Genomic DNA, 26,825 nt, shown 5'->3' with positions numbered 1-26,825 from the left:
CCTCTGTCAAGCGGGTGCTAATCAAAATCTCTTCTCGAAGTCATGTTCTTGCATCTTCCGAATCGTCGCGATTTCTAAGTAAATCTTGTCTAATACTCGGCAAATGCCAAACACCCCGCATGCGATTGCAAACAACAGTCCGGCAATTGCGTTTTCCATGCGCTTTCCTCGATATCCAAGTGAACATTTTCAGACGTCTGCAACTGGCCGAAAACGATGTACTTTGTTCAGCGTTTGAGCACTTGGGCCTCAAATACGAACTGCACCAACTCTTCGCTTAGCAAGAATTTTCAGGTCTTCAATCTCTACCCCGGCAGCATTCCCGGCTGACTAAAACTCTCAACTTTGCATGGGCGCGGGTAAAGCGACGAACTCAACGCATCCCGGTGCGGCTATGGCCAATGCATTTTTCAACTCGGCGCTAATGAAGTTATACCCCGCCATGATGTCCGCTCTTACTATGTGTTGCCCACTATATCTTTGTGCGTTGACGGTCCCGCCAGGGCCTTGAATCTCGGAGTCAATTTCGGGGGACAGCTCCCAGATAAGACCAATTTCCTCGGCTAGTACAGGATCATGTTCACCACCGAAGATTAGGTCTTCAGGTTCACCAGATTCTGGGTATTCCGCCGGCTCAGCGCTGGCCTGCGGCCACTCGTGCCAGTTCAAGCGCACGATCTGCAACTTCCGAACGGGAATGAAAGTCAAGCCGCGAATCATAGATTCTAGTTCGCACTTTACCGAGTTCGTGACAATGATATCGGCGATGCCCGGCATAGCGAGGCCCGGGACGAAAGGACCAGTTCTGCTTAGCTGCAGCGAGCCTTCGTTGCGGCCGATATGATTAGTCATCCCATGAAAAAGGACGTCACCGTAATCACCCCAGTGTGACCAGCGGTGTTCGGATCGTCGAATCTTAAATATCGGGTTCATGTCTACATTACCTAACTAGCTATGCCATGACTTTAACGTCGTTATATTACCCGCACTCATAATCACCAAGTTCAGATTCCGCAACTGGCCGGGTTCTGCCTGCAAGGCAGACAGGGAAAACTCCATATTATGGATGCTGCAAAAGTTCCTTGGCCAACTCCCGTGGATCGATCTCCAGCCCTGCCAGATCCGAATTGTAGTTGACTCCGGCTAATACCATGTCTCGATGCATGCCCTGGAGCCAGTTGTCGATGAAAGATGGCAGATCAATTGGCGTTGGAATGTAATCAGCCCACTCCTTTTCAGCGAGACGCCTGGCATACGCTTCGTCGGACCAAAAGAGCAAAACGTCAGCATCATTCTGGCTAGATGGACAGTTAGCCCAGCCGTCATTGGATCGCAGCCCCCAAACTCGACCAGTTTCGAGCACTCGCCGAATGAAGCGATCTCTATTTGCTGCGAGATCAGCGATCAAATGCAGTGACACAGATTTTCCTCTTGTCTTTCAGGGCTTCAGCAAAGAGCGTAATGCACGTTGAACGGAGTGTCTGTTCCTGGCCGGAAGCGGGCCAAGGAGAACTCTAACCCATCTGACAGCCAATGTCAGGTCGAGTGTCAACTACTACAACTAAGGTGTTCGTTTGAACGATCGCTTTGTAGAATCCTGGACGTCCACAAACGGGCGAAAGCTGATTGCCAATCAGCAGCCAACGTTAGGTCAAGACTGAAAACCGGATCTAATGGACCTGCTGCAGGCGGCGCTCAACGAATGCCTGCAAATCTGGCGTCAGGCGGCCGCTTTCGGCAGCGCGCTGGAAGGCGGCTTTTGCTTCGCCGTTGCGCTTGTCCGCTTGCAGCGAGATGCCCATTCCCATCCACCAGACAGCGTTGGTTGGCTGAAGCCTCACTGCTGCCTGGTAGTGCTCGACCGCTTCATTATGGCGATTGGCACGCTGCAGGACACCAGCCACCATCGCACGGAACTCCGGGTTCGACTCAGCATATGGCAGGCTGCGTTGCAGCGTCTCCAGGGCATTGCCGCCGTTCTCGATCTGCAAACGTGCCAGCAGCATTGCCATGCTTGCCTGACGAGGGTCCAGGCTGGTCGCCAGCGCCAGGTGATGGATTGCTTCAGCATTGCGGCCGCTCTCAATCAACAGGCTGACCAACGTTTGCCTCGCTGCCTCGTGGCGCGGATACAGCCCAAGTGCCCGCTCCAGCCCCACCAGCGCCTCACTGACGCGCGCATCCTGCAGCTTTGCCAACGCGCGCCGATACTCGTTCTCCGCCTTCTGCTGTGGACTAAGGCCACTGCCAACCGCCTCGGGACCGTCCGAAGCAATGGCGCCGCCCACTGCTGCCCCACCGGCAGCCGCTTGGCCAGCCGGCACACGCCCCTTGCCGCGTCCGGAAGATTGTCGCTCGCTGGCAGTTGCCGCTGACGGGCCATTTCTGGCTGCGACCCGGCTCGCGGCGTCGCCGTCCGGCTTCGCACCAGTCGCCGCCGGCAAGTCCGATCGCGCACGCGCAAACCGCTCCGGCGCCGGGCCAGTCGGCTGCGTCGCATCCCGCTCAGGCACGGCCGCAGCTTTTGAAGGCATTGCGCCACTCACCTCGGCCGCCCGCCGTGCCGCGGCGTTCCGTTCCTCCATCTCGCGCGCCATCTTTTCACCTGCCGCGCGGTGCGCTTCGGGAGGAATATCCGCTGGTACAACAGCAGGGCCTTCATCGCCAACTGCTGCCGCCACCGGGCCGCTCTTCTGGGCGCCCGGCTGCGCAGGCACAGCCTGCGGCGTCCGGGCGACAGCCACTGCCGGCGGCGCGACTGGTTGCTGCACGCCCCGCAAATACTTCCAAGCCGCGAATCCGCCAATGCCAAGCAACGCCAGAACCACGGCACCAGCGCCAATCGCAAGCGGCGACAGCCCACCACGCGAGCGATGGCTGACAGGCCGCACCTGCGATGCCGCGCCTTCTCGCGTCCCGCCGCTCCCGCGGGCATCGAGGTCGCGCAGCATTTTGTTGATCAAGCTCATTTCAGCACCGCCCAGGCTACGCCGCCCGCTGCCATCAGCACGCCCGCCGCCGCCGCCAGCCAGGGCCACCGCACGCCAGCTGCTACCGAAGCAGCATTGCCGCGTCCGACAGTGTCCTGCGCCGCCATCAGGACATGCTTTTTCTCTACCTGCTGCTTCCCTTCCCCATAAGCCAGCATCAGCGACTTATGCGCCACGATATTGACCAGGCGCGGAATGCCTTTGCTGGCCGCAAACAGCCGCTTCACCGCCGCCTGGGAAAACAGGCGAGCACCGGTGAAGCCTGCCACCCGCAGGCGATGGGCAAGGTAGAAGTCAAGGTCATCGCGCGACAAAGCCCCCATGTGGTAATGGAAGGTGATGCGCTGCGCGAGCTGGCGGATAGAATCGACTTCCAGGTGCCGGTTCAACTCCGGCTGTCCAAACAGGACGATCTGCAGCAGCTTGCGCTTTTCGGTCTCCAGGTTGGTCAGCAGGCGCAATGCCTCCAAGCTCTCGATAGGAATCGCCTGCGCCTCGTCGAGGCACAAGACCACCTGCTTGCCATCGGCCGCAAGCGCCATCAGTTTTTGCGTGATCGATTTAAGCAGTTGGTGCTGGTCCACATCGCGCTCCAGCGGTACTTCCAGCTCGTCGGCGAGCGCCAACATCAGCGTGCGCGGCTCCAGGTAAGGGTTCGGGATATAGGCAGTAACGAAGCCCTCGCCCACCGTCGCCAGGAACTTGCGGCACAACAGGGTCTTGCCCGTCCCCACCTCACCAGTGATTTTGATGAACCCTTCGCCGCTGCGGGCCGCAACCAGCAGCGTATTTAGCGCCTCCTGCGAATGGGCACTGGTAAAGAAATACGAAGTATCGGGCGTGATGCCGAACGGCAGCTCACGCAGGCCGAAATGCTGCTCGTACATCAGCGCACTCCCCGCCTTGCAGGATCAAGGTTCCTGATCCTGCTCTCGGCATTCAGCAAGTTTTCGCTCCAGCTACCCTCGCCTTCGACGATGGTCGGTTTGATCAGCACCACCAGTTCGCGCTTCTGCATCACCTCCTGCCGGTTGCTGAACAAATTGCCGATCACTGGCAAGCCGCCCACACCCGGCACGCCGGAACGGTCGCTGGTGGTAGCCTGGCGCATCAAGCCGCCAATGGCCACTACCTTGCCGTCCTGGCCGCGCACCAGGCTATCGAATTCCGACGTCGTGGACGATGCCAGCGGGAGGTTCAGGGAGCCCAACGTGGCCCCCAGGTTGACCGACTTGTTGACGGTCGAAACCTGGCTCACCGATGGATGCACATGCATCAGGATATTTCCGTGTTCATCGATCTGCGGCGTCACATCCAGCACCACGCCGGAGAAGAATGGCTGCAGCGTCACATTCGGCGACACGGTGCCGTTGCCCGCCGAATTGGTCGTGGTAGTCGTACTCACGCCAGTCACGAAAAATTCATCGGTGCCGATCTTCAGCACGGCCTTCTGGTTATTGGTGGCGGTAATGCGCGGGCTGGAAAGCACGTGCACCGTGCCCTGCGACTCCAGGAAAGAGATCAGCGCCGCGAAATTGCTGGTCTGGAAAGCCATGCCGAACAGCGTACCTCCCGCCTCGCCGGCATTGAGCAGGGTCCTTCCGGTGGTGGACACCAGGCCGCTGATCGTGTTGCCGATCGGGTCCACTGCGGCATCTCGGCCACCGTTGCGCGGCAGCCCAGCCAACCCCGTGCCCGGCTGCACCACGCCGCCTGAGATACGGTGATTGTTTCCGGTGCCGAAGGCGGCCCAATTGATTCCTGACTGGAAGCCGGAGTTCAACTCCACCTCCAGGATTTTCGCTTCCAGGATCACTTGGCGTTCGACCGAAAGCTGCGTCGCCTTCAGGTAGCGATCGACGGCGCGCAGTTCGTCCGGCATTCCGCGCACAACGATGACGCCGGATTGCGGGCTGATCACGACGGATCGGCCGCCTTCCTTGCCGCCAACCAGCGTTTCCAGCGACAGCTTCAGTTCTTTCCAGAAGTCGGACTCCGTGCGGGTCAGCACATTGCTGGCGTCGCGCACGCGTCCGCCCTGGCCGCTGTTCTCCTGGTTATTGCTGTCCTGATTATTGTTTTGCTGGTTGTTGTTATTGCTGTTGCTATTGCTGTTATTACCAGCGGCATCCGCCACCGACGTCGAACTCACGCGCAGGTTCGACATGCCAAGCCGCTGCGCCGTCAGGTAGTTCACCTGGAACATGCGGGTCTGGATTGTCAACGGACGAATATAGATGCGGGTGCCCTCGATCTTGTAGTCGTAGCCATACAGCTCGCGAATCGCATCGAGCGCCTCCACCATCGTCACGTCGCGCAGGTTGGCCGTGATGGTGCCCGCCACCTCGGGATGCACCAGCATGTTGTAGCGCGTACCCGCTACCAGCGAGACGAAGAACTGCTGCGCCGGCGCGTTATTGAAGGCCACGTTGAAACGCTCCTCCATGACAGCCCGCGCCTGCGGCAAAGCGCCCGCCAGTGAGCTGACCGGCGGCAGCAGGGCATTCGATACCGCATCGGGCTGCGCCGCCGCTGCGGCAGCAGGCTTGCTGACAGCCGCCATTTCCTCATTGATCTTGTTATAGGTATCGCGCGGCGGATTCATGCTGCATCCCGCCAACGCTGCGGCGAGGGAAAACACGGTTGCACGGCTAAGGAGGTCTCTCATTGCTCTTCTCACTTCTTGCGGCTGCCCGCCGCGAGGGGAAATAAAACCAGCGTTTCAGTCTTTTTGCCGCGGCGAAGGACGGCCACATTGGTGCCCACCTCCTCCAGCACTGCGCCACGGAAGGTCTCACCCTTGCGCACGATCACGCCGTCAATCACCGCGACTTCACGGCCTTCATGGCCTTTGCCTACCAGGACCGATTGCAGCACCGGTTTGCGCGGGCCGCTGGGCAAAGGCGCCGATCCCGGCACCTGCGGCTGCAGGATTTCGGGAGGTGGACGAGTGGGATCGCTCAGGCCCGCGCGCGACTGCGCTCCTGCACAAAGCGGAGCGGCCAGCAAGGCAATGGTCAGCAGGCGCGCGCTCACAGCGTCATCCATTTCTCGTCCAGGCCCAGGGTGTACAGCGTCAACGTCAGCGTGGATGCCGGGTAATTTCGTGCATCCAGTTGGGCGCGGCCCCAGAACACCTGCTGCGGCGACCCCTCCAGCGCCTGCATGTAATCGAGCATGTCCATGTAGCCGCCCTGCAGCACCACCTCAACGCCATGACGGTACAACAGTTCGCGTTGCGCGGGCGCTGCTTTCGCATCGGCTGTAGCAGCGGTACCGCCCATGCCGGCGACCGGCAAGGTGCGCAGCGAAAGCAGCTTCAGCTTGCCATTCGAGCGCAGCAACTGCTGCAGCAACTCCCCCATTTTCTCAGGCGCCACCAGCCCGTTCTGCATCGCACGCAGCGAACCGGCGAGCGTGGCCGCCTCGCGCTTCAGGCTGGCCAACTGCAACTCCGCTGCCTCGTCGGGATTACCGCTGAATGCGGCCATCTGCACGGCCACGCCGGTATTTGCCGTCTCAAGGCGCATGTTCTGCTGCCGGATCTGCTCGCCCAGGTCGCGGTTGCGCGCGAACAGCGGCTCGAGCACGATGGCGTCCATCAGGAATAGCAGCACAGCCGCCGACGCGACGAAAATCGCGATGCGTTCGCGCAGGCTCATACCGTCAATGCGGCTACACAGTTTCAGCCACTGCGCATTCATTTCGCGCCCTCCTTCGGCTGAACCGGCTGCGTCGCCAGACGGAACTCCACATAAGGCGCCCCGATACTACCTTCCGTGCCCGCCGTACCGGCCAGTTGCGCCGCCGGTACCGCGCCTGGCCGCGAGATTTCGAGGCTGCCGAACGTCTTCCCTTGCAAGACCGCCTCACGCGTCAGCCGCTGGATATACCCCGGCAGCAGTTCCGGCTGCAAGGCCCTGCCCTCCAAGCCGATCTCCTTGCCCGGCCCAACCACGCTGACGCTGGTCAGCCAGACGCCCGCCACGCTTTGCCGCGCAAAGGCGCGCCAGTACTCCGCGTAGCCAGCCGTATTACCCAGCTCCCCGCGCTCGAGCACCGAACGCACTTCACGCATCCCTCTCAACTCATCCTGCATGCGCACAACTTCGGCTTCAATATCCTTGTTCTTCTGGCGCGGCGGGAAGTCCTTCACGACCTGTGCCAGGCGCGCTTCCGCGGCGGCCACCGCAGCCTGGCCGGCCGCGGCATGCTGTTCCAGCTGCCTGGTCTTTACTATCCCGAACACGGCGAGCAGTAAAGCGCCCGCTGCCACCATGCCAAGCGTCTGCGCCATGTGCATCGTGGTGAAGATCTTCTTCTGCTTGAGGAAGATCGGGTTGAACAGGTTGATTTGCTGGCTCACAGCACCAGCTCCTCGTGGCGCAAGGCGGCGCCCAGCGTCAGGAACTGGCGCACCTGCTCGTCCGGCGAATGCAGGCCCGGCGCCTCCGTCAGGTCGAACACATCGCCAAGGCTGAAGGACTCCACCGGCATGTACATCTGCGCCGACAGGAAGTCCTGTAGTGATGGCACGCCAGCAGGCGCCAGCATCAGGCGCGAGATGCTGATGAAATGGTACTGGCGATCGAAGTGGTCCAGTGATCGCTGCAATTCGAGTGCGATCTTGTCGAATGCGGCATGGCGCCGCTCGATGTCCTGCTCCTGCAGCATGGCCAGCGTCACGTCGAAGTGGCGCGCAAGATACAGTTCCTGGTCGTAGCTGACTGTCAGCAGGCCACCGGCAGCATCGAACGACAGCATTGCCAGGCCGCGCCCCTCCGGCTCCATCAGCGCCGAGATGTTGCGCTGCGCCATCTCGGGAACGTCGATGACGGACAGCGGCACATGCGCCTCCGCGAACATATCCTGGCGCGACTGGATCAAGCTGTTACGCGCCGCAATCGCGAACATTGAATGGGTGCGGTTGCCGGCAGTTTTGTCAACAGGTATGTCCAGCACATCGATCGTCGCATCGTCGATGTGGAAGTCCAGCATATCTTTCAGGCGCCAGCGCACGGCAGTCTTCAATTCGTCCTGCGGCACATTCGGCGCCTCGACTTGCAGCAGCTGGTATTCGCCGCCTGCCAGCAAGGTCGATCCAATGAAATTGCCGGCGTGCGCATCGCGCGCGGCCCGCGCCAGTGCTTCTGCAGACAGGCTGGGCGTGGTGGCATGGAATGCCGCGAGTTTGACGATTGGTTTGGCGGCAGGCTGCCGCTCGACGCGTGCCACGCAAATGCCGTCCGCATGGAAAGACGTCACAAGAATGCCTTCTTTTTTTCTTGCCTTGGAGAAAAAGCGCATGCCGCCAATCTGTAAAGGAAAGGTTACGCGAGGTTCGCGACGTATATGCTTGATTATATTCAAGATCACATTACACCTTTACCAAATTTTCACCGATTATCAATTTATTTTCCGGCAGTGTTACGGCCTTGACACATTCTGTTTCCACATGGTCTGATTGGCCATGATCTACCGTGCGATCCTCGCCCTTTTCCTGTGGTGCGCCGCCACGCTGGCGCACGCGCAAAGCTATACCTGGCCCGCAGACCTGACGGGCCCCGACTTCAATTGCACATTGCTTGCGCCGGGCGAGTACAACTGCCCGGCCATGAATTTTTCCAAGGACGTGTACATCGTCATCGCATCGCCGCTGGTGGTGCACGTCAACGGCAACTTCACAGCGGCGAAAAACTTCATCATCCCCAAGGGTGCTTCGCTGCTGCTCGACGTGGTCGGCAGCGTGACCTTTGCCAAGGACATGAACGGTTACCTGGACATCAAGTCCACCAGAAGCATGAGCTTCGCCAAAAACACCATTCTTTACGGCGACCTCAATTCCGGCGACAACATCACGATCGCAAAAGACTCGCTCATTGGTGGCGATGTCTTTACAAAAAATACGCTCAAGGTAGGCAAGAACAGCAGCATTACCGGTAACTGCTCGTACACGAACACCAATTACTACTGCCATAAGGTCGACCCGCCACCGGACGTCTCGTTTGATCACTTCCTGATCGACCATGAAGGCACAGGCCTGACGTGCACGCCGTCCGAAGTGACCGTATGGGCCTGCAGCGGGACCAGCGGCAGCGGCGGAACCTGCCCGACCACGACAGGCGGGGCGAGCGGCAAACTGCAGGTCAAGAACGCCGGTGGAACAGTGATCGCCACCTACGATTTCAGCATCCCGGCCGGACAGACCAATGCCACCGTGCTGGTCCCCTACTCCGGCACCGAAACGGTCTTCTTGGCAACCAATACTTCGGGGTCAACATGCTGGGACGGAGATGCCGCAAGCTGCCAGCATGTCTACAACGACCTGGGTTTCGATGTCAGGGTCAATGACCACGTATCGGCGACGACGCAAGCCGTCGACATCTATGCCGTCAGCAAGAGCGCCAGCGGGAATACTTGCGTGCCAGCGTTCTCAGGCACCAAGCGCATGTCCTTCACCTGCGCCTATGTCGACCCGAAGGATGCAGCACCGGTTACCGCCGGCGACGAGCGCCCGGTCGCCATTGCGGGCGGCGGCGCCTCCAAAAACCTGGCCTGCGGCGGAGCTGCGCAGACCCTCGACCTGAACTTCGACAGCGGCGGCAAGGCCCGCATCAACCTTAGCTACGGCGATGTCGGCAAAGTCTACCTTGCCGCGAACTATTCCAGCGCGACGATGACCGGCGGCGCCACTTTCACGACATACCCGCAGAAATTCGAAGTCGCCTGGCCCAATCCTTCGGCCACCCTGGTTGCCGGCGCAGACTTCCGGGTCAAGGTAACGGCACTAAATGCTGCGAACAAGCCAACGCCGAACTACGGGCGCGAAGAGACGAAGGAAAGCGCAATCCTGAAGTTCGTTCGCTGCAAACCCGTGGGCGGAGACGACGGAACCGCCAGCGGCACGCTTGGCGACTTCGCGTACGGATCGGCCGAATCGGCCAACAGCAAATGGGGCGAAGTCGGCACCATCGACGTCGAGGCCAGCAACGACGATTACCTCGGCTTGAACGTCAATATCAAAGGCAGCACCGATCTCGATCCGGACGCCACCCCAGGCAAATGCACCGGCAAGTTCGGCCGCTTCCGACCGAGCTACTTCCAGACTTCCCTCGATGCCTCGGTCAAGTCGGTGGAAGGAGACCCCAGCCGCAAATGGGCCTACTCAGGAGAGCCGATCGGTGTGCTGGTTACCGCCTACAATGCTCAGGGAACCATCACGTCCAACTACAACAAAGAGGACGATATCGAAGGCAGCGCCACGCTTGGCATTGTCCAGGACCTGGCGTTTACCGCCATCGGCGCAACACCAACCCCGGCGGCACCAAATCCCGGTCCCGGCGCCCTCACTCCGCCTGCAGTGCTGTCAAAAAACCTGGCAGACCAGGGTGAAGGCGTGGTGCTGGCGAACGTCGCTTATGCGTTCAATGCTGGCAGCCTGCCGGTCAAGCCTGCGACCATCGCCATCTGCGCCAGGGACGGCGACAACGTCAGCTCCGACATGCACTGCAAGGCCGTTCTGGAAATTCGCACCGGCCGCCTGCGCATGAGCAATGCTTTCGGTGGCGTGAACAGCACCGTGATCATCCCGGCCCGCGTTGAATACTGGACCGGCAGCTCCTGGTTGCTGAACAAGGACGACAGCAAGACCACCCTGCTGCCGGCGGCCTTCGCCCTCAACCACGGCCCAACGATCAAGGGCGTCACTGTCGCCGGCAGCATCGGCATGCAGCGTGGCTCAGGCAAGCTGCTGCTCAACCCTCCCAAACGTGACGCAAGCTCGAATGGTGTAGGCTACGTTGATATTGCCGCCAATCTCGGCGAACTCGCCAAAGACAGTTCCTGCCTGACCAATACTGCTGGCTCCATCGGCGCCAGGCAAGGCTGGCTACGCTCGCGCAACGGTGCCTGCGACCCAAGCGGCACCAGCGACCCAGCCGTGATCTGGGCGCAGGACCCGACAGCGCGCGCCAGTTTCGGCGTGACCACGCGCGAAAACAGGAGCACTATCCACGTCCGGGAGTCCTTTAATTGAAGCGCCCCGTCCACGGCTTCACGGTTGTCGAAATGGTGACGATCATGGTCGTCATTGGCATCCTCTCGGCCATTGCCATTCCACGGCTCACACAGACCGGAGCCTTCAGCTCCAGCGCCTACCGCAATGAAGTTGCAAGCGCCCTGCGCCATGCCCAGAAAAGCGCCGTCAGTCACCGCCGCCTGGTTTGCGCTGCGCTGACGAAGTCCACCGTGAAGCTGACGATCGCCAGCCAGACGCCGCCCTGCAACCGGGACTTCAGCAGCCCTGACGGCTCGTCATACCAAAGCCGGGATAGCGGAGTTGAGGCCGGCGGCGACTTCATCGGCCACACCTTGTACTTCCAGCCAAGCGGGGATATCACCACCGATGCCGCCGGGGCAGTGTTTGCAGTCGGCCCGATCACGGTCACCGGGCAGGCTCCTCTCATGATCGATGGCAGGACGGGCTATGTCGAATAGGTCCGCGCACGGCTTCACGCTGGTCGAGATGATTATCGCAATGGTGATCATCTCGGTCGGCCTGGCCGGCGTCATTACAGTACTTTCCCGCACCAGCGTGCAAAGCGCCGACCCGATGCTGACGAAACAGGTAACCGCCATCGCCGAAGGCATGATGGAAGAGATTATGCTCAAGCCCGTGAAGGGGCCCAATACTCCGGTGCCGGCCGGCGCCGGCTGCATGCGCACGGATTTCGACGAGATAAAGGACTATGACGGATACGACCAGCCGGTTTGCGACGTCACCGGCACAGCTGGTGTCGCCGGATACCGGGTCAAGGTCGGCATTACGGCGGCGACCGGCAACGCTCTTTCAGGCGGCCTGCCGGGCGCCGACGTGGTGCGCATACAGGTTACGGTCAATCGGGGCACCACCAGTTACGCGCTGGCCGGCTGGCGCTACGCCTACTGAGGACCCGGCCAATGAACAAGCCGCAGCGCGGATTTACCCTGGTTGAGATGATCGTCGCCATGGTGATCATGGGGATTCTTGCCGGGATACTGGTCGTATTCTTCCGCCCCGCGATGCAAAACTACTTCGACGCTTCGCGCCGCGCTGCACTCAGCGATGCAGCCGACCGCGCCATGCGCAAGCTGACACGCGACGTGCGCGCGTCCGTGCCGAACTCCGTACGCACCCATGGCGGCCAATGCCTGGAAATGGTGCCCACTTCCGCCGGCGGGCGCTATCGCACTGCGCCCGACATCAATAAAGCCAAGTCGCTTGCGGTGGAGCCTGGCCGCGCCGTCACCGAGTTCGATGCGCTGACCGACGTGAGCGCGGCAGCAAGCGACTGGATAGTCATCGGCAACCAGAATCCGGATGACGTTTACATCGGCAGCAACCGCGCCGCCATCGCCAGCGTGGACGCGCCACCCATCGCCGGCATTGGCGTAAAACGGATCAAGCTCGCCGGCAGCGGCATGAACGTGCCCGCCGGCTATGACGGAGCCAGGTTCGTCATCGTCCCCGCGGCACAGGGACCGGTTTCTTACGTTTGCAAGGATAGGACGCTGTATCGCGTCTCCGGCTACGCATTCGCCAACCCGGGCTCATGCCCATCCGTCGCCGCCGATTCGGCGATCGTCGCGAAAAACGTTTCGGCTTGCAGCTTCGCTTACAACCCCAACCCCGGCGCCACGCAGGAAAGCGGCTATGTCGAAGCCGATATCACGCTGCAGGAAGCCAATGAATTCGTACGCCTGGTCTTCGGCGTCCACGTGGACAATCTGCCATGAAAAACAGGAATCAGCGCGGCTTCGGCTACATCGCGGCGATCGTCGTTGTCGTCGTGCTGGCCATGCTGGGCGTTGCCTCCGTGCGGCTCACCACCACCCAGCAGACAGGCATTGCCCAGGACATTCTCTCGGCGCGGGCGTGGCAGGCAGCCCGCGCCGGCAGCGAGTGGGGCCTTTACAATGCGCTGCGCCTGAACAAATGCAGCCAGGTGCCCACCACGCTGGACCTGCGAGGGGACACCGGTTTCGCCGTCTCCGTCACCTGCAACGCCTTCGTCTTCAGCGAGGGCGAAGTGCCAGGCAGTCCCGGCACGCCGCAAGCAAAAACTGTATTCACCATCGACGCCATCGCCTGCAACGCTTCCGCCTGCCCCGACAACGCAAAATCGGCGACGCTCGAGTACACCGAGCGCCGCCGCGTCGTCACCGCTTGCGGCCTGCAGAACGGGCCGCCCCCGCTGGAACCTTGCTGAGATCGAGTAGGGGGCGGAGTTACCCCCGCCGCCCTCTCACACCACCGTACGTGCGGTTCCGCATACGGCGGTTCATTCAATAAACTGGAAGCGCTGCCGTGTAGCGAGCAGCGAAACCAACCCTAGTGCATCGAAGTGCTTCTTCGGGTAGGCGGCGTTCATATGGCTCGCGCCGGCGTTCCACCAGGGGCCACGTCCGTTGTTTGCCGACTTCCACGCACGCTTCGCGTCCAGCCCCTTCGCTTGCAGCTTTCTGATACGGGTCGCCGGACGCTTCCACTGCCTCCATAAAATGCAGCGCAGCCTGCGCCTTATCCACCCGTCCAGGTCCTCCAGCACGCCCTTTACCTCAGTCAGTCGGAAGTACGATATCCAGCCTCGCAGCACCGGGTTCAGCTCGTGGATCGTCGTAGCCAGGTTGCGAGATACGTTCCCGACCACGATTTCCCTCACCTTGTCTTTCAATCGCTTCAGGCTTGCCGCCGCGATTTTCAGACGCCCCTGTTTGTGCCATGTAAAGCTGTAGCCGAGGAACTTCCTTTCCCAAGGCCGTGCAACGGCGCTCTTGTCCTTGTTTACCTTGAGCTTGAGCTTATGCTCGAGGTAGCCAGTCATCGCATCCATCACACGCTGCCCTGCCAACTCGCTTCCGACATAGATATTGCAGTCGTCGGCATAGCGGCAGAACCGGTGGCCCCGGCGCTCCAGTTCACGGTCCAGATCGGTCAGCAGGATGTTCGACAGCAGCGGCGACAGTGGTCCGCCCTGCGGCGTCCCCTCAGTTCTCGCGCTGACGACACCGCCTTCCATCAGTCCCGCTTCGAGGTAGCGCCGGATCAGTTTCAGAACCCGTTCGTCCTTGACCTTGCGTGCAACGCGCGACATCAGGATGTCGTGGTTCACACGGTCGAAGAACTTCTCCAAGTCAACGTCGACCACCCAGCGGCGGCCCTCCCTGACATAGCTTTGCGCTTGCATTACTGCTTGCCACGCATTACGGCCAGGACGAAAGCCATAGCTGTGTTCGGAGAATCCAGGTTCAAACTGCGGCTGCAGAACTTGCAGCAGCGCCTGCTGAATCAAGCGGTCCATTACCGTGGGGATGCCCAGCAGTCGTACCCCGCCGTTTGGCTTCGGTATTTCTACTTTGCGAACCGCCATCGGCATGTACTCGCCCTTGAGCAGCGCTGTCCTGACAGCTGGCCAGTGCTGTCGCAGCCATGCCTTGAAGTCGGCAAGCACGAGTCCATCGACTCCCGCCGCTCCCTTGTTTCGCATGACCCGCTCATACGCTCGCCAGAGGTTGTTACGTTCGACCACGGCGTCCATCTGCCGCAGTCCTTCCGCTTTCGTTCGCCTATTCGCCGCCGTGCATTCCTCGACTCCAGGGACGGCCCCCAGCGACATCCGGCCGCTTTCCCCCGTCACTGGCGCAGTTGCCTGCCTTGCTGTTTCATCGGTTCGCATCGAGGTCGAATGTCCTACTCGCGTTGTTGAATGTTCAGGCCTTCGGCCAAGCTCTGCGGACTCCTCGTCCTTGTCTCGACCTACTATGCCCTCGGCTGACTTCTGCACATGCATCCCGTCACCTCACGATGCCGGTAGCACAGTGGCACATGTGCAGATCTCCCCGGGTATTGCGCACCTACCTTCACGCTTATGCCTGTCGGATCTACGTCGCCGCCTTCCGTACAAGTTTTGGGCTTTGGTGATTATGGACACCTCACCCGGCTGCGCCGCCTCGTATCCGCTTCCTGTTCGTCAGGCCAGCGCTTTGCTTCCGGCTTCCTCCAGATTCGCAGTCGCCCGCGACACCCTTGCCTTCCGCTAGCTCTTCCCCTTGTCGGGCGAGCAGAGGACTTTCACCTCCAAGTAGGTGCGCCCTGCCGGGCGCACCACAAAAAAAAACCAGGCCGCAGCCTGGTTTCTTCCGAAGCCCACGAAGATCAGCAGTCGGCAACGGGCGGCGCCGCCGAAACCGTCGGCTGGGCATCCACGTCATCCGTGTGGGTCACTTTGATGAAGCACTTCAATCCGGTTGGGTTACTCGCTACACTGTTCGGGACGATGGCGATCTCGGTGCTGCTGGTCGCAGGATTGTTGGGACCAACGGCAGTGCCCGGACCATAGATCTTATAGTCGCCCGCAGTCACCCCCGCCACCGCCAGCATATCCGCGTAATCGGCATTCTTTGGATAACCTTTGGTGTCCAGGTCGAGTTCAATGCCGTCAACCGTGATCTTCGAATCCTTGCCGCCGGACGCCAGCCACTTGCCGTGCACCAGCGCCACCGACGACGCGATCGCGCCGCGTACGCCGTTCAGGCTCGCCACGCGCGCATCGGCGCCGAGGTTGATAAAGCGCGGCAATGCGGTCGCAGCCAGGATGCCGAGGATCACCATCACAACGATCAATTCGATCAGGGTGAAACCGGACTGTTGTTTAGGTGCTTGAAACTTTTTCATTGGCGCTCTCCGAGTACTTGAAGGTGTCTTTGCGGCCTATTCAACAATTTGTTCCAGGGTTACGCCGCCGGGTCCTGGCCCTTCGTGATTTTGTGTGAGATTTGAAGGGTGCTGCGCGAATTTTACCTTGTAGTTCAAGCGTTTCGGACTGCTTTCTCCAAAAAATACGCGCTTATTTAACACATATGACAAGGTTGCCGATGAGCGGTCGAAATACCAGTGGCCGAAAGGCACCGTGCCCTCTTTTGGCGCCGCGAACTCGCCCGCATAATTGGGCGGCCGCCGCTCCAGCCAGTCCATCGGATTCTGCCGGGCCAGCGCTGCCATTTCGCCCTCGTTACCCCTTAGATACAACGAAGCCATCTTGCTGGCAAGCGCCGCACGCACACTCGTTACAACTTGTTCGGCTGCAAGTCGCTCCGCTTCCTGCTGGTAAAACTGCAGCTTGTGCAGCAGCACGCCACAGAGCACGGCAAAAACAGTTGCCACGACGGCAAACTCAAAATACCCTGCACCGCCCTGGCGCAAGCGTTGCGGCAAAGCTACACTATTTGCCGCCGGAAGCTGCGCGGGCATCTTGGTCCTCATCGCCGCAGCGCCGCCTTGCCCAGGTCCCATATTGGCAGGAAGATACCGAGGGCCAGTACCAACACCATGACGCCAAGGAAAGTGATCAGGATAGGCTCGATTTGCGCCGCCAGGGTCTTGAGCTCGTAATCGACTTCGCGCTCATACATCCCGGCGATCTCGTCCATCAGCTCATCCAGCGAGCCGGATTCCTCGCCCACGGCGATCATCTGCAGGACCACCGGTGTAAATACCGCTGCCGTCATTGCCGTGCGCAAGATCGACTCGCCGCGTTCAACGCCGTCGCGCATCTGCTCAACGCGCGAAGTCAGGTAGGCATTGTCGACCGTTTGCGCCACCACCGTCAGCGCTTGTACGATGGGCACGCCGCTGCGCGCCGACAGCGAGAAGCTGCGGGCAAAGCGCGCCATCGTCGCCTTGTGGATGATCTTGCCGGCAATGGGAATGCGCAGCTTGATGCGGTCCCATTCATAGCGTCCTTTGTCAGTCTTGATCCAGGCGCGGAAGCCGAAGAACGCCGCCAGCGCGACAACAAGCAGCAAGCCCCAGTAGTTCTGCATGAAGCTCGAAGTGGCCAGCAGCATACGCGTCATCAACGGCAGCTCGGCGTGAAAGCTCTCGAATACCTTGGCGAACGCGGGGATCACGAAAATGTTCACCACCACCATTGCAATTGCCATCGCAATGATCACAAAGACCGGATAGCGCAGTGCCGTCTTGACCCGCTCGCGCATATCGCGGTCGAATTCCATGTGGTCGAACAGTCGCAGGAATACCTCCTCCAACCGGCCCGTCATCTCGCCTACGCGCACCATCGACAGGTAGAACGCCGAAAACACGTCCGGGTGGCGCCGCATGGCCGCCGACAGTTCACGGCCGGCATCCAGCGACTCCCGCAGGTCCTTGATCACGCGCCCGAAAGACTTGCTGATGGCAGACTCCTGCAAACCGGCCAGGCCGCGCATGATCGGTACGCCCGATTTCAGCAGCGTATACATCTGGCGGCTGAAAAGCTGCACGTCCATCGCGCTGACTTTTTTCTCGGTCAGCCGCTCCCACAGGCTTTCATCGCTTTGCCTGGGGGCGGCCTTGGTGGCATTGATCTCGATTGGCGTGACACCGGTGCTGAATAGCTGGTCTGCGACAGCGCCGCTGTCGGCTGCCTCCAGCACCCCTTGCATCAACTCGCCGCGTGCATTGCGGCCCTTGTAGGCAAACAGCGGCACGTCAATCCTCCAGCTGATGGCTGATGCGCATGGCTTCCGAGACTGTGGTACGGCCCTCGACCACCAGCTGAACCGCATGGCGGCGCAAGGTCTGGCCGCCCATCTGCTGGTTGGCGGCCTTCAGGAACACCGCCGGATCGACGTCGTTGGCCGCGTCCACCACTGACTGCGTCATTTCCAGCAGCTCGTACACGCCGACCCGGCCGCGATAACCGAGGCCATTGCAATGCGAGCAGCCCTTGCCGTAGAAGTAGCTGCCCAGGTCGACCTTGTCCTTGAGTTCCAGGCCAAGCCATTCGTGCTCGTTCGGCGTCAGCGTGTATGGCGTGGTGCAGGATTCGCAGATCACGCGGACCAGGCGCTGCGCCAGCACGGCTTGCAGCGAACTGCCCACCATGTAGCGCGGCACGCCCATGTCCATCAGGCGCAGCGGCGTGCTGGCGGCGTCATTGGTGTGCAGGGTCGATAGCACCAGGTGGCCGGTCATCGCGGCACGCAGGCCGATTTGCGCGGTCTCCTGGTCGCGCATCTCGCCGACCAGCACAATGTCCGGGTCCTGGCGCAACGCGGAGCGCAGCACGCGCGCGAAGTCGAGCTCGATCTTCTCGTTGACCTGCACCTGGTTGATGCCCGCCAGGCGGTACTCGACCGGGTCTTCGACGGTGATCAGCTTCTTCTCCATCGAATTCAGTTCGGCCAGTGCGCAGTAAAGCGTGGTGGTCTTGCCGCTGCCGGTCGGGCCGGTCACCAGCACCAGGCCATTCGGCCGGGCCACGATGGCGCGGAAACGCTCGAGCAGCGGCCTGGGCATGCCGATGGCATCCAGCCGCAAGGTCATGCCGCTCTGGTTCAGCAAACGCATGACGATCGATTCGCCATACTGCGTCGGCATGGTGGAGATACGGACATCGATGCGGGCGCTCTTCACGCGCACGGCGAAGCGCCCGTCCTGCGGCAGGCGCTTCTCGGAAATATCCAGGTCGGACATCAGCTTGAGCCGCAGCGCCAGGGCCGGCGCGATCTTGATGTCGGCTTCCGTCTGCAAGTGCAGCACGCCGTCGATGCGGAAACGGATCTGCAGCCGCCCTTCCTGCGGCTCGATGTGGATGTCCGATGCGCGCACCTGGGCCGCATCGTCGAACAGCGATTGCAGCAGCTTGACCACCGGCGCCTCTTCCAGGCCCGGGCTGGCCGCGGCGAGTGCGCCGAAGTCCACCGAGCCCTCGCCCATCTCCTGTTCCAGTTCGCGCGCCAGGCCGGAAATGTCTTCCGTGCGGCGGTAGATGCGGTCGATAGCGGCCAGCACCTCGGTCTCGTTGACCACGGCCAGTTCGATGCTCTGTTTCAGCAGGCGCGAGATTTCGTCGTAGGCAAACAGGTCGGTCGGATCGGACAGGCCGACCAGCATGCTGCCCTTGCGGTCTTCCAGCACCAGGGCGCGGAAGCGGCGGGCCTGGGTTTCCGGCAGCAGCCGTACCAGGTCGGAACTGATCTGGTAGAACTTGAGGTTGATGTAGGGGATGTTGAGCTGCCGTGCCAGCGCGCCGGAAATCTGTTCTTCGGTGACGAAGCCGTGTTCAACGAATACCCGCCCCAGTTTGCGGCCGCTGCGTTTCTGCTCCGTCAGCGCCATGCCCAACTGTTCTTCCGACAGCAGTTTTTGCTGCACCAGGATCTCACCTAAACGAACCTTGTCCGGCCTCGTCATACCGTGTCCCCGCGTCCATGATGTGGATGGAATTGTATGCGAAGGAATCGTGCAGGCATAGCAAAACTAGTTAATACATTCACCACAACTTGCGGGCGTGGCTGGAGGGCGACGAATTCTTGCGATACGTGCTCCAATTGCAGGGCCCATCCAACCGACCCATTGCCTGCACGCCGCCATGTACCAGCAACATTTTGGCCTGCAAGAGGCCCCGTTCGGCATTACGCCGAACCCTGCGTTCTTCTATAGCGGGAACACGCGCGGGGAAATCCTGTCCGCCCTGCTCTATGCCGTCACGCAAGGCGAAGGCATCGTCAAGGTGACGGGCGAAGTCGGCTGCGGCAAGACCATGCTGTGCCGCATGCTCGAGTCGCGCCTGCCGCGAGGCGTAGACGTGCTCTACCTCGTCAATCCCACGCTTGGCCCGCAGGAAGTCCTGCATGCCATCGCGGCCGAGTTGGGACTCGACACCAGCGGGCGCCGCGCCGATGAGGTGTTGCGCGCCTTGCACGCTGAACTGATCGCGCGCCATGCAGCCGGGCACCGGGTCGTCCTGCTGGTCGAAGAAGCGCAAGCCATGCCGCTGGAAACGCTGGAGGAAGTGCGGCTGCTGACCAACCTGGAAACGGCCCGCAGCAAGCTGCTGCAGATCGTGCTGTTCGGCCAGCCGGAACTCGATGAGCATCTGTCGCTGCCGCGCATGCGGCAGCTGCGTGAACGCATCACGCACAGCTTCCATGTCCCGCCAATGCCGCGTGAACAGATCCCCTACTTCCTGTCGCACCGCTTGCGCGCTGCCGGCTACCAGGGCCCCGAGCTGTTCAGCCGTGGCGCGGTGCGCCTGATCGCGCGCGGTTCGCAAGGCATCGTCCGGCGCATCAATGTGCTGGCCGACAAATCGCTGATGGCTGCCTTTGCCGAGGATTTGCCATACGTAAATTCCTACCACGTGCGGCAGGCGATTGAAGACAGCCGTTATTCGTGCGCGGCGCTTGCAGGCAATCGCAGTATGATCGTTTTCGATAAACTCCTGGCAACTTGCTTCAGGCGGCGATCGACATGAAGAACCTTGCGGCTTTCCTGTTATGCGTCCTGCTTGCGGCTTGCGCAGCGCCGAAATTCCCCTTATCCCCTACCCATGTGGCCGAGCCTGAGCCAGTGGCTGGCGCGATTCCGGAGCCGGTGCAGCAAAGCGCCGCCCTTGCGCCGCCGCGTCCCGCTGCGCGGCAGGACACCTATAGCGTGTCGGTGCACCGCGTGCCGGTGCAGTCGGTGTTGTTTGCGCTTGCCCGCGATGCCGGGCTGAATGTCGACGTCCATCCGGCGGTGGAAGGAACGGTGACGCTGAATGCGCTCGACCAGACCTTGCCGCAGTTGTTGTCGCGTATCGGCAAGCAAGTCGATATGCGCTACGAGCTGCAGGGCAAGAACCTGGTTGTGCTGCCGGACCAGCCTTACTGGAGCCACTACAAGATCGACTACGTCAATATCGCGCGCAGCACCAACAGCAGCGTGAATATCGCGACGCAGATTTCCACCACAGGCGGCTCGGCGTACGGCAGCAGCAGCGGCGGCACAGCTGCTACGCCGGTGCCGGCTGCCAGCAGTTCGCTGGGCAGTGGCGGCAACAATAACTCGACCACGTCCGTCGCGAATCGCTCCGATAACAATTTCTGGTACAGCCTGGAGAAAAACGTCCGCGACATGCTGCGGCCGACCACGCTCAATGACCAGCTGACCGATCCATTGGCCCAGATGCGCGAACAGGCCAACGCGATGGTGCAGCAGATGCAAGCTGGCGCCGGCGCGCCCGATGCCAACTATCCCGGCGCGCAGGCCGCTGCCGCGCAAGCGCGCACCCCGCCTGGCGGCACAGCCGCCAACAGCGCATTCGGCGGTGCTGGCGCCGCACAGGGGCGCAACTTCCCATCAGTGATCTCCAATCCGGAAGGCGGCTTGCTGTCGGTGCGCGCGACCAGCAGGCAGCATGAAAAAGTGCAGGAATTCCTTGATATCGTCATGACGGCCGCCAAGCGGCAAGTGCTGATCGAGGCGACCATCATCGAAGTCAAGCTCAGCGACCAGTACCAGCAAGGCATCAACTGGTCACGCATCAATGGCCACGGCAAGCTGGGACAGGGCCGGGTCGGCACCACACCGCTGCCTTCGGGCGTGGCCCCGAACAGTTCGGCAGGCATCTTCATCTTCGATTACGCCAACCCGACCACGCGCTTCGGCAACATCACCGCCACCATTCAGCTGCTGGAATCGTTCGGCAAGGTGAAAGTGCTGAGCAGTCCCAAGATCAGCGTGCTGAATAACCAGACGGCCTTGCTCAAGGTGGTCGACAACAGCATCTTCTTCACGCTGAAAGTGACGCCTGCCGTGCTGACCTCCAACGGCACCATTGCAACGCCGGCGACCTATGAATCCAAGGTCGAGACGGTCCCCGTGGGCTTTGTGATGAGCGTGACGCCGCAGATTTCGGCGGAAGACGAAGTCACGCTGAACGTGCGGCCGACCATCACGCGCATTGTCGACTATGTCGAGGACCCCAATCCTGAGCTGAGCAAGCAGAACGTCAAGAGCCGGGTGCCGGTGATCCAGGCGCGCGAAATGGAATCCATCCTGAAGGTGCAGAGCGGACAGGTTGCCGTCATGGGTGGCCTGATGCAGGATTCGGTCGACAACAAGAAAGACAGCATTCCCCTGGTCGGGTCGGTACCGCTGCTCGGCGACCTGTTCTCATACCGCAACGAGACTGCCAGCAAAACCGAGCTGGTGATCTTCCTGCGGCCGGTGGTGGTGAAGGACGCCAGCATGGCAGGCGACTATTCCAACTACCGCTACCTCATGCCATCGCGGCCGGCGGGGGAATTATGAGCCTACTCATGCAAGCCTTGCGCAAGGCCGAACGCGCCCGGACACAGAACGGGCATGAGGCCGCGCATGAACATGATGTGGAACAGCCACAGTTCGGCGCCGATGCGGTGCCCTCGCCTCCGCCCATGGAAGGCGGGCCGGCGTTTGCCGTGATGCCGGATGCGTGGCGCCTTGAACCGCTCGATGCCGAGCCGCCCGTCGTGGCGGCGCAGGAGGCGGCGCATGATCCGGTGCCGCCGCAGGCTCGCCATGAGCCGCTGCGCCCACCTGCGGCCTCCCGGATGCCGCCGGCTGCGACTGCCGCCGACAAGCTTCGCGCCTCGGCCGCCACGCGCCAGATACCGGATGCTCCCGGCGCTGGCGCAGCTGGCGGCCCAGGCGCGGGCCCGGGTCCCGGAGGGGACGCCAGCCCCAGGACTGGCACCACGCGCAAACAAGGCCTGCCGAGGGCAATCGCCTCGTCGCAACGCCGGCTGGTGATACTGGCGGGAACCCTGGCTGCCTTGCTGGCGATATTTGCTTTCATCTATTGGCGAGCCTTATCGGCGCCGGGGCCCGGGGCGCGGCTGCCCATGGTACCGATGCCGGCCCCGGGCTCGCCGCCTTTGGCCCAGGATGGAGCGCAGCAAGGTGCCCCCATACCGGTGACGCCTTATGTCACGCCGATTGGTGCCGACCCCGGTGCACAGGCCACGGCGCCCGGCAGCGCCGCAGGTGCCGCCGAAGGAGTAGGCCCGGTCCCTGGCGGTGCGGCCGCGGTGGACGGTGCAGCCGCCTCCACGCTTGCCGGCACGGCAGGTGCTAACGGCACAGCCGGACTTGCCGGCGCAGGCGCGCCTGAGAGTGGCGCCGCCGTTACGGCCGGCGCGCCGGCCCTGGGCTCCAGAGCACCGGCCACGCGGCCAGATGCCGACGTCACAATCCCAACCCCCGAGCAGTTGGCAGCCATTGCCGACCCGGCCATTCGCGCGGAAGCCATGCGCGACGCAGCAGAGCGCGCCGCGCGGCAGGTCCGCGCCGCCGACACCGCGCAAGCCGCCGCGCCCCCGCCGGCGGCGCAGCCGCCAACGCCGCACTCCAATGCGCCCGGCGCCCCGGCCCCCTCTTTAAAAGCCGGCCGATCGGCGTCGCCGCCACAGGCTACGGACAGCAAGCCTCGCCTGGCGCGCCAAGGCGAAGCCACCCTGCAAACGGCCATCGGCGAAAACGGCAACGTCCAGTTCGTGCGCGGCACGGCGACGACACAGGTGGCGCCAGCGGTCCAGAATGGCTATGCCGCCCTGAAATCCGGCGACCTGGCCACCGCGCGCCGGCAATACGACCTCGCCCTGCTGCAGGACCCGAATAACCGCGACGCCCTGCTCGGCGCCGCCGCCGTCGCGCTGCGCGAGCACGATGGCATGCAAGCGTCCAACAACTACCTGCGCCTGCTCGAGCTGGACCCGGGCGACCCCGAGGCCCTGGCCGGGCTCAGCGAGCTGCGGCCGGGCGACCTGCAAGCCAACGAGATCAGGCTGCGCGGCCTGGCGCGCCAGCACCCCGGCTCCGGCCCTGTGCAGTTCGCCCTTGGCAACCTGTTCGCCCGCCAGGGCCGCTGGCCGGAAGCCCAGCAAAGCTATTTCCGCGCCTTCAGTGCGATGCCCGAGAATGCCGACTATGCCTTCAACCTCGGCGTCGGCCTGGACCACATGAACCAGCCGCGCCTGGCGCAAACTTATTACCGCCGTGCGCTCGAACTGGCCCAGGCCAGTCCGCCCAGCTTCAACCCCGACGCCGTCCGCAAGCGATTGCAAATCCTGGAAACGCCGCCCCGATAAAGCACAATGGCCGACACGCAGAAAATCCCGCTCGGCAAACTGCTGATCCAGAAAGGCGTCATCAGCCAAGACCAGCTCCGGATCGCACTGACCGAGCAAACCCGCAACAGCGAGCCCCTGGGCAAGCTGCTGATCGCGCTCGGTTTCGTGACCGAAGCGACCATGCGCGAGGCGCTCAGCGAAAAGCTCAATACGCGTTCGGCCGACCTGAAAAGCCTGGTGGTCGACGCCGTCGCGCTCAAGCTGATCCCGAAGGAAGTGGCCAAGCGCTATCGCGTCTTCCCGATCGTGTATGAACGCGCCACCGACGAACTGGTGCTGGCCATGTCCGACACCACCAACATCGTGGCACTGGACCAGATCAGCGCCATGCTGGTCAAGGGCATCACCCTGGTGCCCCTGCTGGTCAACGATTCCGATATCGCGCACGCGATCGACCATTACTACGGATTTGAGCTGTCGATCGACGGCATCCTGCATGAAATCGAAACTGGCGAGGTGACGCTGGATGCCGCTTCCGACGAATACAGCCAGCCGATGGTACGGCTGATCGACGCGCTGCTGGCCGATGCAGTGCAAAACAGCGCCTCCGATATCCACTTCGAACCGGAGCACAGCTTCCTGCGCGTCCGTTACCGCATCGACGGCATCCTGCGCCAGATCCGCAGCCTGCACCGCTCGTACTGGCCGGCCATGGCAGTGCGGCTCAAGGTGATCAGCCAGATGAATATCGCCGAGACGCGCGCCCCGCAGGATGGCCGTATCTCGATCCAGTTTTCCGGCCGCCAGATCGACTTCCGCGCCAGCAGCCAGCCCACCACCCACGGCGAGAACATCGTGCTGCGCGTGCTGGACCGCCAGAAAGGCATCGTCCCGCTGGAGAAGCTGGGCCTGGCCGAGCATGAACTCGACGTGCTGAAACTGATGATTGCCCGGCCCGATGGCCTGATCCTGGTCACCGGTCCGACCGGCAGCGGCAAGACCACCACCTTGTATTCGATCCTGAACCACATCAACACCGAGTCCGTGAATATCATGACGATGGAAGACCCGGTCGAATACCCGATGCACCAGATCCGGCAGACCTCGGTCAACGAATCGGCCAAGCTGGGGTTTGCCGAAGGCATCCGCTCCATGATGCGGCAAGATCCGGACGTGATACTGGTCGGTGAAATCCGCGACAAGGAAACCGCCGACATGGCCCTGGCCGCGGCCATGACCGGCCACCAGGTCTATTCCACGCTGCACACCAATTCCGCGGTCGGCGCCATTCCGCGCCTGCTGGACCTTGGCGTGGTGGCCGATGTCCTGGCCGGGAACATCATCGGCATCATCGCCCAGCGCCTGGTGCGCAAGCTGTGTCCGCACTGCCGGCAGCCGGTCGAAGCCGATGAACTGGAGCGGCGGTTGCTGGGGCTCGCGGCCGACCAGCCGCCGGCCACCATCTACCGCGCCGGGGCCTGCGACCGCTGCGCCCACCAGGGCTACAAGGGCCGCATGGCCATCATGGAGCTGCTGCGCATGAGCGGGGAACTCGATGAAATGGTGGCGCGGCGCGCGCCGGCGCGGGAGCTGCGCAATGCCGCCCGCACCGCCGGCCTGCGCTCGCTGGTCGACGACGGCATCCGCCGCGTATTGGAAGGCCTGACGACGCTGGACGAAGTATCGCGCGTGGTCGATCTCACCGACAGGTTGGGCTGACATGCCACAGTTCATTTACCGCGCCATGGACGCCAACGGCACTATCGTGCCGGGAAATATGGACGCGCATAACGTGCCCGACCTCGAACTGCGCCTGCAGCGCATGGCGCTCGACCTGATCGACTATCGCGAGACCCGCCAGCGCGACCTGCGCATCGGCGGCCGCCGCATCACACGGCGCGACCTGATCAACTTCTGCTTCCACCTCGAGCAGATGAGCAGCGCCGGCGTGCCGATGCTGGACGGCTTGCGCGACCTGCGCGACAGCGCCGATAACCTGCGCCTGCGCGAAATCATCACCGACTTGGTGGAAAAGATCGAGGGCGGGCTGCAGCTCTCCGGCGCGCTGGCATCCTATCCGGAAGTGTTCGACCAGAGTTTCACCAGCCTGGTTCGTGCGGGCGAGCAAAGCGGCAAGGTTAACGAGGTGTTCCGCGACCTGGCGGAAAACCTCAAATGGCAGGACGAGCTGGCGGCACAAGCGCGCAAGGCCATCACCTACCCGGCCTTCGTGCTGGTGATCGTCAGCGGCGTGCTGTTCTTCCTGATGATCTACCTGGTGCCTCAGCTGACGGCCTTCATCCAGAACATGGGGCAGGAACTGCCGCTGCATACGCGCGCGCTGATTGCGGTCTCCGGCATTTTCATCCACTACTGGTACTTGCTGCTGGCGGTGCCCTTCGCGGCATGGTGGCTGCTGCGCTGGCAGTTGCGATCCAGCGAGCGCACGGCATTCGCCTTCGACCGGCTGCTGCTGCGCATGGTGCCGGTCCTGCACAAGCTGATCATGGCGCGCTTCGCGACCTACTTTGCGCTGATGTATGCCGCCGGAATACCCGTGCTCGAATGCATTCGCCTGTCGGAAGGAATTGCCGGCAACCGCGTCGTGGCCGCCGCCCTGCGCCGCGCAAGGGAGTTGATTTCGGAAGGCCACACCGTCGCGGCAGCCTTCAGGCAGGTCGAGCTATTCCCGCCGCTGGTGGTACGCATGCTGCGCGTTGGCGAATCGACCGGCGCCCTCGATGCGACGCTGCGCAACGTGGCTTACTTCTACCATCGCGAGGTGCGCGAAAGGATCGAGCGCATGCAATCGATGATCGAGCCGGCTATGACTGTCGTCCTTGGCATCCTGCTGGGCTGGATCATGCTGTCCGTGCTTGGGCCGATTTACGACACTATCAGCTCAATCAGGATTTGAAG

General features: G+C 62.1%; 25 protein-coding genes. 10 read left to right on the top strand and 15 right to left on the bottom strand.

From position 1 onward, the window contains the following. Nucleotides 1–21 precede the first annotated feature (21 nt). The 10 genes from ACWBU6_RS14245 to pilM all read right to left on the bottom strand — a co-directional run bounded on the left by ACWBU6_RS14245 (nucleotide 22) and on the right by pilM (nucleotide 8,255). Nucleotides 22–159: a hypothetical protein gene (locus ACWBU6_RS14245; protein ID WP_452649429.1), complete on the bottom strand. Its 138-nt coding sequence runs from the start codon at nucleotides 157–159 to the stop codon at nucleotides 22–24. A 180-nt stretch (nucleotides 160–339) separates the two neighbouring features. Further along, nucleotides 340–933 carry a hypothetical protein gene (locus ACWBU6_RS14240; RefSeq protein WP_452649428.1) on the bottom strand — a complete coding sequence of 198 codons (594 nt, stop codon included), beginning with the start codon at nucleotides 931–933 and terminating at the stop codon, nucleotides 340–342. Between the two features lie 127 nt (nucleotides 934–1,060). Continuing rightward, on the bottom strand, nucleotides 1,061–1,420 hold the full coding sequence (locus ACWBU6_RS14235; protein ID WP_452649427.1) for a DUF2750 domain-containing protein: 360 nt from the start codon (nucleotides 1,418–1,420) through the stop codon (nucleotides 1,061–1,063). A gap of 250 nt (nucleotides 1,421–1,670) precedes the next feature. Continuing rightward, nucleotides 1,671–2,969: a tetratricopeptide repeat protein gene (locus ACWBU6_RS14230; protein WP_452649426.1), complete on the bottom strand. Its 1,299-nt coding sequence runs from the start codon at nucleotides 2,967–2,969 to the stop codon at nucleotides 1,671–1,673. After that, nucleotides 2,966–3,877 (bottom strand): ExeA family protein, encoded by a 912-nt coding sequence (locus ACWBU6_RS14225; RefSeq protein ID WP_452649425.1) that lies wholly within the window; start codon nucleotides 3,875–3,877, stop codon nucleotides 2,966–2,968. Before ACWBU6_RS14225 ends, ACWBU6_RS14230 begins: the two co-directional genes overlap by 4 nt. After that, nucleotides 3,877–5,658 carry a pilus (MSHA type) biogenesis protein MshL gene (gene mshL / locus ACWBU6_RS14220; protein WP_452649424.1) on the bottom strand — a complete coding sequence of 594 codons (1,782 nt, stop codon included), beginning with the start codon at nucleotides 5,656–5,658 and terminating at the stop codon, nucleotides 3,877–3,879. Before mshL (ACWBU6_RS14220) ends, ACWBU6_RS14225 begins: the two co-directional genes overlap by 1 nt. Nucleotides 5,659–5,666: 8 nt before the next feature. After that, complete coding sequence (locus tag ACWBU6_RS14215) at nucleotides 5,667–6,038, bottom strand: MSHA biogenesis protein MshK (protein WP_452649423.1); 372 nt, start codon at nucleotides 6,036–6,038, stop codon at nucleotides 5,667–5,669. Further along, on the bottom strand, nucleotides 6,023–6,694 hold the full coding sequence (locus ACWBU6_RS14210) for a hypothetical protein (protein WP_452649422.1): 672 nt from the start codon (nucleotides 6,692–6,694) through the stop codon (nucleotides 6,023–6,025). Before ACWBU6_RS14210 ends, ACWBU6_RS14215 begins: the two co-directional genes overlap by 16 nt. Next, complete coding sequence (locus tag ACWBU6_RS14205; RefSeq protein WP_452649421.1) at nucleotides 6,691–7,356, bottom strand: hypothetical protein; 666 nt, start codon at nucleotides 7,354–7,356, stop codon at nucleotides 6,691–6,693. The genes ACWBU6_RS14210 and ACWBU6_RS14205 overlap by 4 nt, the downstream gene beginning before the upstream one ends. Then, a complete protein-coding gene (gene pilM / locus ACWBU6_RS14200; RefSeq protein ID WP_452649420.1) occupies nucleotides 7,353–8,255 on the bottom strand; it encodes a type IV pilus biogenesis protein PilM in 903 nt (300 codons plus the stop codon). The genes ACWBU6_RS14205 and pilM overlap by 4 nt, the downstream gene beginning before the upstream one ends. Before the next feature lie 205 nt (nucleotides 8,256–8,460). On the opposite strand from pilM, the gene ACWBU6_RS14195 reads away from it, so the two are divergent. The 5 genes from ACWBU6_RS14195 to ACWBU6_RS14175 are packed head-to-tail and all read left to right on the top strand — an operon-like array spanning nucleotide 8,461 to nucleotide 13,237. Further along, complete coding sequence (locus ACWBU6_RS14195) at nucleotides 8,461–11,025, top strand: DUF6701 domain-containing protein (protein WP_452649419.1); 2,565 nt, start codon at nucleotides 8,461–8,463, stop codon at nucleotides 11,023–11,025. Then, nucleotides 11,022–11,486 carry a pilus assembly FimT family protein gene (locus ACWBU6_RS14190; RefSeq protein WP_452649418.1) on the top strand — a complete coding sequence of 155 codons (465 nt, stop codon included), beginning with the start codon at nucleotides 11,022–11,024 and terminating at the stop codon, nucleotides 11,484–11,486. The genes ACWBU6_RS14195 and ACWBU6_RS14190 overlap by 4 nt, the downstream gene beginning before the upstream one ends. Beyond that, nucleotides 11,476–11,937, top strand: a complete 462-nt coding sequence (locus tag ACWBU6_RS14185) for a type IV pilus modification PilV family protein (protein ID WP_452649417.1) — start codon at nucleotides 11,476–11,478, stop codon at nucleotides 11,935–11,937. Before ACWBU6_RS14190 ends, ACWBU6_RS14185 begins: the two co-directional genes overlap by 11 nt. Nucleotides 11,938–11,948: 11 nt before the next feature. Further along, nucleotides 11,949–12,764: a PulJ/GspJ family protein gene (locus ACWBU6_RS14180; RefSeq protein ID WP_452649416.1), complete on the top strand. Its 816-nt coding sequence runs from the start codon at nucleotides 11,949–11,951 to the stop codon at nucleotides 12,762–12,764. Then, nucleotides 12,761–13,237 (top strand): MSHA biogenesis protein MshP, encoded by a 477-nt coding sequence (locus ACWBU6_RS14175; RefSeq protein ID WP_452649415.1) that lies wholly within the window; start codon nucleotides 12,761–12,763, stop codon nucleotides 13,235–13,237. The genes ACWBU6_RS14180 and ACWBU6_RS14175 overlap by 4 nt, the downstream gene beginning before the upstream one ends. A gap of 72 nt (nucleotides 13,238–13,309) precedes the next feature. On the opposite strand, the gene ltrA is transcribed toward ACWBU6_RS14175, so the two are convergent. The 5 genes from ltrA to ACWBU6_RS14150 all read right to left on the bottom strand — a co-directional run bounded on the left by ltrA (nucleotide 13,310) and on the right by ACWBU6_RS14150 (nucleotide 19,224). Then, a complete protein-coding gene (ltrA, locus tag ACWBU6_RS14170; RefSeq protein ID WP_452646893.1) occupies nucleotides 13,310–14,704 on the bottom strand; it encodes a group II intron reverse transcriptase/maturase in 1,395 nt (464 codons plus the stop codon). Nucleotides 14,705–15,183: 479 nt separating this feature from the next. Then, nucleotides 15,184–15,702 (bottom strand): type II secretion system protein, encoded by a 519-nt coding sequence (locus tag ACWBU6_RS14165; RefSeq protein ID WP_452649414.1) that lies wholly within the window; start codon nucleotides 15,700–15,702, stop codon nucleotides 15,184–15,186. 36 nt (nucleotides 15,703–15,738) lie between these two features. Beyond that, on the bottom strand, nucleotides 15,739–16,278 hold the full coding sequence (locus tag ACWBU6_RS14160) for a hypothetical protein (protein WP_452649413.1): 540 nt from the start codon (nucleotides 16,276–16,278) through the stop codon (nucleotides 15,739–15,741). A gap of 8 nt (nucleotides 16,279–16,286) precedes the next feature. Beyond that, nucleotides 16,287–17,516 (bottom strand): type II secretion system F family protein, encoded by a 1,230-nt coding sequence (locus ACWBU6_RS14155; RefSeq protein WP_452649412.1) that lies wholly within the window; start codon nucleotides 17,514–17,516, stop codon nucleotides 16,287–16,289. Nucleotide 17,517: 1 nt separating this feature from the next. Next, nucleotides 17,518–19,224 carry a GspE/PulE family protein gene (locus tag ACWBU6_RS14150; protein ID WP_452649411.1) on the bottom strand — a complete coding sequence of 569 codons (1,707 nt, stop codon included), beginning with the start codon at nucleotides 19,222–19,224 and terminating at the stop codon, nucleotides 17,518–17,520. Between the two features lie 178 nt (nucleotides 19,225–19,402). On the opposite strand from ACWBU6_RS14150, the gene ACWBU6_RS14145 reads away from it, so the two are divergent. From ACWBU6_RS14145 to ACWBU6_RS14125, 5 genes are read left to right on the top strand one after another with little or no spacing between them, the layout of a single operon-like run. Beyond that, nucleotides 19,403–20,287: an ExeA family protein gene (locus ACWBU6_RS14145; RefSeq protein ID WP_452649410.1), complete on the top strand. Its 885-nt coding sequence runs from the start codon at nucleotides 19,403–19,405 to the stop codon at nucleotides 20,285–20,287. Next, nucleotides 20,284–22,107, top strand: coding sequence for a pilus (MSHA type) biogenesis protein MshL (gene mshL / locus ACWBU6_RS14140; protein ID WP_452649409.1), 1,824 nt, complete (start codon nucleotides 20,284–20,286; stop codon nucleotides 22,105–22,107). The genes ACWBU6_RS14145 and mshL (ACWBU6_RS14140) overlap by 4 nt, the downstream gene beginning before the upstream one ends. After that, the gene (locus tag ACWBU6_RS14135) at nucleotides 22,104–23,924 is read left to right on the top strand and encodes a hypothetical protein (RefSeq protein ID WP_452649408.1); all 1,821 of its coding nucleotides are present in this window, start codon (nucleotides 22,104–22,106) and stop codon (nucleotides 23,922–23,924) included. The genes mshL (ACWBU6_RS14140) and ACWBU6_RS14135 overlap by 4 nt, the downstream gene beginning before the upstream one ends. 6 nt (nucleotides 23,925–23,930) lie before the next feature. After that, a complete protein-coding gene (locus ACWBU6_RS14130) occupies nucleotides 23,931–25,625 on the top strand; it encodes a GspE/PulE family protein (protein WP_452649407.1) in 1,695 nt (564 codons plus the stop codon). A gap of 1 nt (nucleotide 25,626) precedes the next feature. Further along, nucleotides 25,627–26,823, top strand: coding sequence for a type II secretion system F family protein (locus ACWBU6_RS14125; RefSeq protein ID WP_452649406.1), 1,197 nt, complete (start codon nucleotides 25,627–25,629; stop codon nucleotides 26,821–26,823). The last annotated feature ends 2 nt before the right edge of the window (nucleotides 26,824–26,825 follow it).

The sequence above is a fragment of the Pseudoduganella sp. HUAS MS19 genome (genome assembly GCF_053615455.1).
The sequence above is the reverse complement of the archived record's forward strand: the minus strand, read 5'-3'. Positions and strand labels throughout refer to the sequence as shown.

What these genes read in the sequence shown, in the direction of transcription:
- ACWBU6_RS14245 (WP_452649429.1), bottom strand. Translation starts at nt 159, where the DNA reads ATGGAAAACGCAATTGCCGGACTGTTGTTTGCAATCGCATGCGGGGTG.
- ACWBU6_RS14240 (WP_452649428.1), bottom strand. Translation starts at nt 933, where the DNA reads ATGAACCCGATATTTAAGATTCGACGATCCGAACACCGCTGGTCACAC.
- ACWBU6_RS14230 (WP_452649426.1), bottom strand. Translation starts at nt 2,969, where the DNA reads ATGAGCTTGATCAACAAAATGCTGCGCGACCTCGATGCCCGCGGGAGC.
- ACWBU6_RS14225 (WP_452649425.1), bottom strand. Translation starts at nt 3,877, where the DNA reads ATGTACGAGCAGCATTTCGGCCTGCGTGAGCTGCCGTTCGGCATCACG.
- mshL (WP_452649424.1), bottom strand. Translation starts at nt 5,658, where the DNA reads ATGAGAGACCTCCTTAGCCGTGCAACCGTGTTTTCCCTCGCCGCAGCG.
- ACWBU6_RS14215 (WP_452649423.1), bottom strand. Translation starts at nt 6,038, where the DNA reads ATGGATGACGCTGTGAGCGCGCGCCTGCTGACCATTGCCTTGCTGGCC.
- ACWBU6_RS14210 (WP_452649422.1), bottom strand. Translation starts at nt 6,694, where the DNA reads ATGAATGCGCAGTGGCTGAAACTGTGTAGCCGCATTGACGGTATGAGC.
- ACWBU6_RS14195 (WP_452649419.1), top strand. Translation starts at nt 8,461, where the DNA reads ATGATCTACCGTGCGATCCTCGCCCTTTTCCTGTGGTGCGCCGCCACG.
- ACWBU6_RS14185 (WP_452649417.1), top strand. Translation starts at nt 11,476, where the DNA reads ATGTCGAATAGGTCCGCGCACGGCTTCACGCTGGTCGAGATGATTATC.
- ACWBU6_RS14180 (WP_452649416.1), top strand. Translation starts at nt 11,949, where the DNA reads ATGAACAAGCCGCAGCGCGGATTTACCCTGGTTGAGATGATCGTCGCC.
- ACWBU6_RS14175 (WP_452649415.1), top strand. Translation starts at nt 12,761, where the DNA reads ATGAAAAACAGGAATCAGCGCGGCTTCGGCTACATCGCGGCGATCGTC.
- ltrA (WP_452646893.1), bottom strand. Translation starts at nt 14,704, where the DNA reads ATGCGAACCGATGAAACAGCAAGGCAGGCAACTGCGCCAGTGACGGGG.
- ACWBU6_RS14165 (WP_452649414.1), bottom strand. Translation starts at nt 15,702, where the DNA reads ATGAAAAAGTTTCAAGCACCTAAACAACAGTCCGGTTTCACCCTGATC.
- ACWBU6_RS14160 (WP_452649413.1), bottom strand. Translation starts at nt 16,278, where the DNA reads ATGCCCGCGCAGCTTCCGGCGGCAAATAGTGTAGCTTTGCCGCAACGC.
- ACWBU6_RS14150 (WP_452649411.1), bottom strand. Translation starts at nt 19,224, where the DNA reads ATGACGAGGCCGGACAAGGTTCGTTTAGGTGAGATCCTGGTGCAGCAA.
- ACWBU6_RS14145 (WP_452649410.1), top strand. Translation starts at nt 19,403, where the DNA reads ATGTACCAGCAACATTTTGGCCTGCAAGAGGCCCCGTTCGGCATTACG.
- mshL (WP_452649409.1), top strand. Translation starts at nt 20,284, where the DNA reads ATGAAGAACCTTGCGGCTTTCCTGTTATGCGTCCTGCTTGCGGCTTGC.
- ACWBU6_RS14135 (WP_452649408.1), top strand. Translation starts at nt 22,104, where the DNA reads ATGAGCCTACTCATGCAAGCCTTGCGCAAGGCCGAACGCGCCCGGACA.
- ACWBU6_RS14130 (WP_452649407.1), top strand. Translation starts at nt 23,931, where the DNA reads ATGGCCGACACGCAGAAAATCCCGCTCGGCAAACTGCTGATCCAGAAA.
- ACWBU6_RS14125 (WP_452649406.1), top strand. Translation starts at nt 25,627, where the DNA reads ATGCCACAGTTCATTTACCGCGCCATGGACGCCAACGGCACTATCGTG.